Annotated in this window: 10 protein-coding genes and 1 pseudogene; 4 read left to right on the forward strand and 7 right to left on the reverse strand. The window is 42.7% G+C overall.

Annotated elements, in window-relative coordinates; genetic code table 11:
• Positions 1 to 95 precede the first annotated feature (95 nt).
• Positions 96 to 530: an SRPBCC family protein gene (locus tag AB447_RS05785; protein WP_048353522.1), complete on the forward strand. Its 435-nt coding sequence runs from the start codon at positions 96 to 98 to the stop codon at positions 528 to 530.
• Positions 530 to 859 carry an ArsR/SmtB family transcription factor gene (locus AB447_RS05790; protein ID WP_048353521.1) on the forward strand — a complete coding sequence of 110 codons (330 nt, stop codon included), beginning with the start codon at positions 530 to 532 and terminating at the stop codon, positions 857 to 859. The genes AB447_RS05785 and AB447_RS05790 overlap by 1 nt, the downstream gene beginning before the upstream one ends.
• Before the next feature lie 46 nt (positions 860 to 905).
• On the opposite strand, the gene minD is transcribed toward AB447_RS05790, so the two are convergent.
• The 6 genes and pseudogenes from minD to radC all read right to left on the reverse strand — a co-directional run.
• Complete coding sequence (gene minD / locus AB447_RS05795) at positions 906 to 1,712, reverse strand: septum site-determining protein MinD (RefSeq protein ID WP_048353520.1); 807 nt, start codon at positions 1,710 to 1,712, stop codon at positions 906 to 908.
• A gap of 2 nt (positions 1,713 to 1,714) precedes the next feature.
• Positions 1,715 to 2,395: a septum site-determining protein MinC gene (minC, locus tag AB447_RS05800; RefSeq protein ID WP_048353519.1), complete on the reverse strand. Its 681-nt coding sequence runs from the start codon at positions 2,393 to 2,395 to the stop codon at positions 1,715 to 1,717.
• Between the two features lie 54 nt (positions 2,396 to 2,449).
• A complete protein-coding gene (gene mreD / locus AB447_RS05805; protein ID WP_048353518.1) occupies positions 2,450 to 2,968 on the reverse strand; it encodes a rod shape-determining protein MreD in 519 nt (172 codons plus the stop codon).
• Complete coding sequence (gene mreC, locus AB447_RS05810; protein WP_048353517.1) at positions 2,965 to 3,858, reverse strand: rod shape-determining protein MreC; 894 nt, start codon at positions 3,856 to 3,858, stop codon at positions 2,965 to 2,967. The genes mreD and mreC overlap by 4 nt, the downstream gene beginning before the upstream one ends.
• A gap of 31 nt (positions 3,859 to 3,889) precedes the next feature.
• The gene (locus tag AB447_RS05815) at positions 3,890 to 4,900 is read right to left on the reverse strand and encodes a rod shape-determining protein (RefSeq protein ID WP_048353516.1); all 1,011 of its coding nucleotides are present in this window, start codon (positions 4,898 to 4,900) and stop codon (positions 3,890 to 3,892) included.
• An 86-nt stretch (positions 4,901 to 4,986) separates the two neighbouring features.
• Positions 4,987 to 5,289, reverse strand: a pseudogene (gene radC / locus AB447_RS05820) (RadC family protein); the annotation flags it as partial.
• Between the two features lie 209 nt (positions 5,290 to 5,498).
• Here radC and AB447_RS05825 point away from each other — a divergent pair.
• Positions 5,499 to 6,089, forward strand: a complete 591-nt coding sequence (locus AB447_RS05825; RefSeq protein WP_057957467.1) for a hypothetical protein — start codon at positions 5,499 to 5,501, stop codon at positions 6,087 to 6,089.
• A 101-nt stretch (positions 6,090 to 6,190) separates the two neighbouring features.
• Positions 6,191 to 6,559 (forward strand): YolD-like family protein, encoded by a 369-nt coding sequence (locus AB447_RS05830; protein WP_082634625.1) that lies wholly within the window; start codon positions 6,191 to 6,193, stop codon positions 6,557 to 6,559.
• A gap of 222 nt (positions 6,560 to 6,781) precedes the next feature.
• Here AB447_RS05830 and AB447_RS05835 read toward each other — a convergent pair whose 3' ends face one another.
• The gene (locus AB447_RS05835; protein ID WP_035338316.1) at positions 6,782 to 7,903 is read right to left on the reverse strand and encodes a Rap family tetratricopeptide repeat protein; all 1,122 of its coding nucleotides are present in this window, start codon (positions 7,901 to 7,903) and stop codon (positions 6,782 to 6,784) included.
• Between the last annotated feature and the right edge of the window lie 216 nt (positions 7,904 to 8,119).

Here is an 8,119-nt window from a genome sequence, read left to right on the forward strand (position 1 = left end):
ATTTATACCGATATTATTGACATGAAACCAAAAGGTTTCGTATAATATAAAATGAAACCTTTTGGTTTCGTATTTTTCATGACGGGGGTATTCGAATGAAAGAACAAAACAGCCATGTGCCTGATATACATAAAAAGGTCACATTTCATGCGCCGATCCAAAAAGTATGGGAAGCGGTTGCGACAAGCGAGGGAATTGCCGCCTGGTTCATGCCGAACAATTTTCAGCCTGAAATCGGCCATGAATTCACCCTGCAGTCGCCATATGGACCTTCACCGTGCAAGGTGATTGAGCTTGAAGCTCCGCATCGCCTCTCTTTCACCTGGGACACGTCAGGCTGGATCGTGACCTTTGAATTAAAAGAGACAGCCGGCGGCGATACTGAGTTTACTTTGATTCACTCCGGCTGGGGAGAGCCGGAAGAAATCGTTTCAAAAGCGAGGGCAAACAATTCGGACGTCCGCGACAGGATGAGCGGCGGCTGGGAAGGGCTCGTCAATCAAAAGCTTCGTATGGCAGTTGAAGGCTAGTGTCTTCATCAGCGCAAAAACATGATGTGTTTCGGGCAGTCGCCGATCCGACGAGGAGGAAGCTGCTGAAGCTTCTCGCTGATCGGGAAATGCCCATTACCGATATCAGCAGCCATTTTCCAATAACAAGGACGGCCGTCTCCAAGCATTTGCGGATTTTGTCTGAGGCGCGGCTTGTAAGTGAACGAAAAGCGGGAAGGGAAAAGCTGTACAGGCTTCACCCCGAAGCGCTGATCGAATTGCAGGAGTGGCTCTCCTATTTCGAACGGTATTGGGACAACAAGCTCTCCATGCTGAAACATTATGTGGAACATGAAGATAGAGAATAAAAGCTATGAAAAAAGCAATCTCTTAACTTGAGATTGCTTTTTGACATTATGCGCGCACGCCGAAGAACGATTTGATTCTGGCAAACACACCTTTATGTTCTTCTTCAAAAGATTGTAAAGGCACGGATTCGCCGAGTACGCGGCGGGCGATGTTCCGGTATGCGATGGAAGCCTTGTTGTTGGGGTCCATAACAACCGGCTCTCCATTGTTGGATGCTTTAATGACTTCATCATCATCGGCGACGATGCCGATCAATTCGATGGATAAATGCTGAATCACTTCGTCAACGTCAAGCGTATCGCCGTTTTTCATTAAATGATTGCGGATCCGGTTGACGATCAGACGGGGCGGCTCAATGTTTTCCTCTTTTTCGAGAAGTCCGATAATCCGATCGGCGTCACGAACGGCGGAAATTTCCGGTGTCGTCACGACAATCGCTTTGTCAGCGCCGGAAACCGCATTTTTATAACCCTGCTCAATTCCTGCCGGACAGTCAATAACGATATAGTCAAAATCCTGTTTTAACTGCTGGATTAATTTGACCATCTGCTCCGGCAAAACCGCCGATTTGTCGCTCGTCTGTGCCGCCGGAAGCAAATAAAGCAGGTCATCAAAGCGTTTATCCTTTACAAGCGCCTGATGGATTTTGCATCTTTCTTCAACGACATCCACCAGATCATAGATAATTCGATTCTCAAGGCCCATGACGACATCGAGATTGCGCAGGCCGATGTCTGTGTCAACAAGACATACCCGCTTTCCCAAGATGGCCAAAGCGGTGCCAAGATTCGCGGATGTTGTCGTTTTGCCTACTCCGCCTTTCCCCGAGGTTATTACGATAGCTTCACCCAACTTTACATTCCTCCCTCAAGCCTTGTTAAACTAGGTCTTAAATGAGCCAATTGTTGAAGGCGGTCAATGACCATATTCTCTTCTTCGTCTAAATAAGCACATTCCATGTCGTTCCCTTCTTGGATGTGGTCTGGGGAGCGATTGAGCACATGATTTATGCGTAATTGAGTCGGTCTCATATCCGAAGCCGCAATAACAGCTCGTTTATTTCCGTTAAAACCAGCGTGGGCAATCCCTCTTAAAGAGCCGAGGACAAAAATATTTCCTCCGGCCTTCACCATTCCTCCCGGGTTCACATCCCCGATGAGAAGCAAATCGCCTTCTGTTTCCAGGACTTGTCCCGAACGGACGATTTTGGCGACCGAAATGACCTCGCTTTCTTTTTTTAAGCGGTCGGCTTCTTTTTTGGTCATGACTTCACTTTCGATGGACTGGATAAACAGATTTTGCTTCTCAGTGATCACTTCGGTCAGCCTTGCTTCTTGTTCCTTCGTCACATAGCGGTAGCCAAGCTTGACGAGAACACTGATTTTCTGGCCTTTTCCATCCATATAATGTTCGAGTGACAGCATATCCTGAAGACCGTTCAATAATTCTTCAAAAGAGCATGTGTCATCAAGATGAAGCGTCAATCCATTTTTCGTTCCTTTAATTGTTACGTATTGCTGCTTTTGGGTCTTCACGGTGTTCACCTCAACATCATACTCATTTCGACATCGGCTGATAAAATCCTTTTTTTACTCTTCCCGAAGCTCTTTCTTAAGACTGGTAAAAAACGCTTTGAACGGGTAAATGAGCAAAATTCCCGCAACCGCATTTAATCCGAGAGTAGGAAGCAGCCTTTCCAGCACAAATTGATGGAACGGCATGATCTCCGGCCGTATTAACATCTGTACGCCGTATTGATAAAATTCAAGGACACAGACGGCAAGCACCGATATGAAGATCACGACAAGCGCGTTCGTCTGCAGCACTTTAAACGCCTTTGACGTTAAATAACAAATACCGGCAAAACCAAACATGTATACGCCCAAAAGGTCGGTATAGTTAATATCATATAGCAGTCCGAATATAAATCCATATGTAATGGCAAACGACTGATTGACGTAAGCCGTCATAAAAACTAAGACGAGCAGCAGAAAGCGCGGAATCAGCTGCTGATCATCGCCGATAAAGGGCAATCTGACAAAATCCGCATAAACGCTTTCAGATGCCAAAACGAACATCATAATGACAGGAAGAAGGAACCGCTTCACGATCCTCCCTCCTCCTCATTTACCGTGTCAAGTGTCCGATCAACGACAATGACATTATCAAGATTATACAAATCAGCAGCCGGCTTCACGTAAGCGATTTTCGTCAAACCGTAAGAATCGGGTTCGACCTCGGTCACCTTTCCGATCGTTAAGCCTTTTGGAAATACTCCGCCTGCCCCGGAGGTTTCGACCAGGTCGCCTTTTTTGATATCCCTTTCTTTATCAGGATCAATAATTTCCATCGACAGCGCCTTTTTGTCAGAATCATATCCGTTGATGATGCCGTTTACCGTTTTTTTGCCTTTATTAGCCGAGACGATGGTCGAAATTCGGTTGTTTCTGTCCGTCGCGCTCAAAAGCTGGACAGTGGAAGTGAAGCTATTCACTTTCGTGCTGTCGATTTTACCGATCAGGTTGCCGTTTTCGTCTGTGACCGCCATGTCTTTTTTCACGCCATGCTTGGAGCCTTTGTTAATCGTGATCATGTTCCACCATTCATACTTATCCGGGTTTCTGGCGATGACAGTCGCCAGTATCGGATTAAAGTCTCTGATCGACTTCAAATGGCCGAGCTCCTTGCGAAGGGACTTGTTTTCGTTTTCAAGTTCCTGCAGCTTTGCTTCATACTGAGTCTGGCCGTCAAGCTTCTTCCGCAGGCGCTCGTTTTCATCATAAGTGTTTTTTAAGTCTTCTACATTTTCAAAGAAGCCCGAAAAAAACTGAGCGGGCGTATGAAAAATGTTTTGGAATACACCAGTTGTATCGCCAATGAATTTTTCGGGCCAAGTTGCATTACGGTCGTTCTTCAACGAAAATCCAATCATTGCCACCAAAATGATGATACAAAGGAGTAAAAGCATCAACCGTTTATTCGTAAAAAACTGCGGCATGATTATACACCTCTTCTATTTCACTGTGTCCTTAATTTTTCCCTTTAAATAGATGAATTTGTTCGAGTGCTTTACCTGTCCCGATCGCTACACAGTCAAGAGGGTCTTCCGCAATGATAACCGGCATTTTCGTTTCTTCGCTGATGACTTTATCCAAATGGCGAAGAAGCGCGCCTCCGCCCGTCAGGACGATTCCGCGGTCCATAATGTCAGCCGCAAGTTCAGGCGGTGTTTTTTCCAGCGTATTTTTCACGGCGTCTACGATTGCAGACACAGTATCGCGAAGCGCCGCCGTAATTTCTTTCTCGGTGATTTCAATCGTTTTCGGCAGTCCTGTTAAAAGATCGCGGCCGCGTATTTCCATGCTTTCTCCGTTTTCACCGGCTTCGGCCGAGCCGATTTCTAGTTTGATAGCTTCGGCGGTGCGATCCCCGATCATCAGATTGTACGTTTTTCTGATATAAGAGATGATCGCCTCGTCCATCTCATCTCCCGCTATCCGGATGGATTGGGATGTGACGATTCCTCCGAGGGAAATAATCGCGACTTCGGTCGTTCCGCCGCCGATGTCAACAACCATGCTTCCGGTCGGCTCCCAAACAGGCAGGTTTGCGCCGATCGCCGCGGCAAACGGTTCTTCAATCGGATAGGCGTCTCTTGCGCCCGCCTGGCGTGTGGCATCGATAACCGCACGCTGTTCTACCGCTGTAATTCCGGATGGAACGCAGACCATTACATACGGTTTTCTTGCAAACAATCCTTTGTTTTTCACAGCTTTGCTAATATAATGCTTCATCATCGTGGCTGTCGTTTCATAATCAGCGATGACTCCGTCTTTCATCGGGCGGAGCGCAACGACATTTCCCGGAGTCCGTCCGATCATATTTTTCGCATCATTACCGACTGCGACAATTTGCTTTGTGTCCGTTTGAAGCGCAACGACAGAAGGCTCCCTAACGACAATTCCTTTTCCTTTGACAAAGACAAGCGTATTCGCCGTTCCCAAATCTATTCCAAGGTCTCTCGCACCAATTCCAAACATTTGTATGTATCTTCCTTTCTTAAAACAAATTCCTAAGCAAAAACCCATAAATTCTATTATAGCTTAATTTAATGAAAAAAAAAGTGTTACAAATATCCTTTTTCTTTTAAGCTCACAAATTTTTGATCGCCGATGACAATATGGTCGAGCAATTCGATTCCGATGAGCTGTCCGCATTCATTGAGACGCCTTGTAACATCGATATCTTCGCTGCTCGGTGCCGGGTCTCCCGAAGGATGGTTGTGTACGCAGATAAAAGAAGCGGCAGACCGCTTCAAAGCCTCCTTAAACACTTCCCGCGGATGGACAATGGAAGAATTCAGGCTGCCGATAAAGACGGTGCGCTTGTGGATCACCTGATTTTTAGAATTCAGGTAGAGGCATGTAAAGTTTACATAAACCCTAAAAAGATCGACGGCCCTAAGGTTAGACGGCGTTAATCAAAAGAACGTTTCAATTTTTTTCTGCTTTTTAAAAATTTCTTTAGCTTGGTGTATCCTAATCATCAACCGAAGAAGATACACAAACACATGTTGGAAACGCCCCCTCATTTGTTTTAAAATGTAAATGTTCGTTTTAAAATAAGAGGGGGATCATAATGAAAAAGATATTACTGGTTATGTTTTTGGTGCTGGCGGGGTGTAGTAGCGTACCGCAAAACAAAACTGACAATCAGACAACAGAAACTAAAGAAAAAACAGAATCAGTTGAACCAAAGGGCGGATTCAATTTCAGCCTAGATGAATTTATTGATGAATATAACAATCAAATTGATAATGGTGTCTATGACGGTAAGGAAAAAACCCCTTCACATCTTCAAAAAGATGAGGAGTTTTTCAAACTTGATGGGGGCAGCTATGTACACATTTTAGCAAAAGAAGCTGATAATGACACAGAGCATAAGGGTTATATCCTATCCAGTATACATAATAAAAATAAAGAGCTTACGGGTATAAACTTTCGTATTAGTACTGCTGTTAACAAAGACAAAGTTTTAAACTTTTCTAGCACGGGCACTCTCGCAGGGTATAAATTAATGAAGGCTTTAAATTTTAAAGAGGATACCTTACAAACTGCTCTCAAAAAGGCTAATCCTGAATACTCAGTCTCAAATGAAATTTGTAAATTGACCCTAAAATATCAGCTTAAAAAAAATGTGATAGTAATTGAAATTCGCCCGCCAAAATAACAGCCTTCTCTTTGGAGAGGGCTTTACTTTTGATGGGTTATTTTTCTTGTTGAAAACAGAACAAATGTTCCCTTATAATCATCTCAAAGGAGATGAACACCATGAAAGATGACAACTTAAAAGATCGGGGATCAATCAAATGGACGGCAATGATGCTGCCGGAGCATGTCAGCCTGCTTCGCGAGTTAGAAAGCAACCAGGACAAAGTAAAAAGGCCGGTTCTTGACATGTCTCAGATCGAGGATATGGAAATGATCATAAGTGAAGCAATGGAGTTTAATAATCCAGTTCAGTTTTCTGTATTTAAGCCGCTGCCAATGCTTAACGGACCGGAAACCGGGGAGATTGTTCAAATAGAGGGCCATATCCATTACATAAACCAGCTGCACAACACTTTCCATGTTGTGGATTCTAAAGGAGACACCAACCTTATTAAATTTAAGGATATTGTTGGCGTAGAAATGAAATAAGCCCTTCTGAAAAATGTGAAGGGCTTTTCTTCTGTATCATTGATGTGATGAAACGTGCACTGAATGTATATCAAATTAATTATTCCTTCAATAGCTACTTAATATTTATGTTATTAGGATGCTAACCTCTCCGCAACTTTATAAGAAGCATAGTCAGCTTGGACGTATGAGGAACCAATCGCGCCAACTGCACTTAATAAAAGAACGGCACAAATCAATAACTTAGATTTCATCTACAATCCCACTCCTTTGAATTTGTCTTCTTCCGTCGTATGCAATTCGGTAGAACTCACAGGCATCGCGAACTTTTTCTTTACCCTCTAAAACTTCTGCAGCGATGACACCATAGTCTTCCATATCAGCATACAGACCATTGTCTTTGAAGAACTTAAAGGACTCCCTGATTAAGTCTACATCATGAATCAAATAAAGCCCCTTTAGCATTTCAAGTTTTGCAAGATCGTATGTGTTGCGATTTTTTTCAGCCAATTCTTTCCCCTCAAAATAAAGGTCATCGACTGCTCTCCATTCAGCCTGCTTTGCTTTAACATGGGCAAGGTTAAACAAAGTTTTCGGTATAAAGCTGTGATTTCCCTCTTTATACACTTCCAGGGCTTTTTTGAGATGATTGGATGACTTTTCAAGTTCTTCAAGCTGATTATAACATATTCCAAGATTCAAATGCGATGAGCCAATTAAATGATCAGCACCGATATCATTTGATTCCTCAAGCGCTTTATGTAAATTGATTAATGCTTTTTCTGGATACATTTTGTCAATTAAATTCCCCGTTAAAATGAACTGACATTGGACTCTACGTTCTCCGTATGTGTCATATTTTTTGTATATATTATATGCACGGGTGGCATAATTCATCGAAAAAAACGTTTGTTTCATATGATAATACACTTCTGATGCTTTGAAATAAAATTCGGCTTTCTCCAATTCGTCGCACTCAAAAGAATCAAGTTGTTTCTCAGCATTTCTATAAAAATTCAGTGCTAGTATCAATTCCTTTTGTCTGAAATGGTACATCCCTGCAAAGAATTGATAATAATACTCCAACATTCCTTCTAGATTATTCTGATCCCTAATTTTCTTAAATTCATCAAAGCGTGCATCTAAATTCGCACCTGGATCAGAGTACATGTAATCAAACTGAAGATTATGCCGAAACTTCAATAAGTTATAATAGACAAGCACGTCTTGGTTCTCTTCCATTTGAGCTATTTCTTTTTCAACTTCTTTTCTAGTATCTTCTGCCTGACCAGGCCAATTGTTTTTTAAAGCGGTGTACCAAAAATTCATTTTTGTCGCAACCAAATCATAAGGTATGACGCTCACATATCCTCTTCCTTTCTCTCAAGATTGTAATTTTTCAGAAAAATCAATCAAAGTTATTTCCTTTTTCTTCATGGTAATCATTTTACAGAAAACATCAATTCTTGACAACAACAATCTAACGACACTATCTTTTGGGTTTTTTGACCTAATCATTATGATTCATTTTCAGAGATCCACAGGATTTTTTCCCCAATTGGTTTCCGTATAGTGGTAAAC

The sequence above is a fragment of the Bacillus glycinifermentans genome, assembly GCF_001042475.2.
Taxonomy (GTDB): Bacteria; Bacillota; Bacilli; order Bacillales; family Bacillaceae; genus Bacillus; species Bacillus glycinifermentans.

Coding starts and splice junctions, on each gene's coding strand:
- AB447_RS05785 (WP_048353522.1), top strand. CDS start 96: ATGAAAGAACAAAACAGCCATGTGCCTGATATACATAAAAAGGTCACA.
- mreC (WP_048353517.1), bottom strand. CDS start 3,858: ATGCCGCAGTTTTTTACGAATAAACGGTTGATGCTTTTACTCCTTTGT.
- AB447_RS05815 (WP_048353516.1), bottom strand. CDS start 4,900: ATGTTTGGAATTGGTGCGAGAGACCTTGGAATAGATTTGGGAACGGCG.
- AB447_RS05825 (WP_057957467.1), top strand. CDS start 5,499: ATGAAAAAGATATTACTGGTTATGTTTTTGGTGCTGGCGGGGTGTAGT.
- AB447_RS05830 (WP_082634625.1), top strand. CDS start 6,191: ATGAAAGATGACAACTTAAAAGATCGGGGATCAATCAAATGGACGGCA.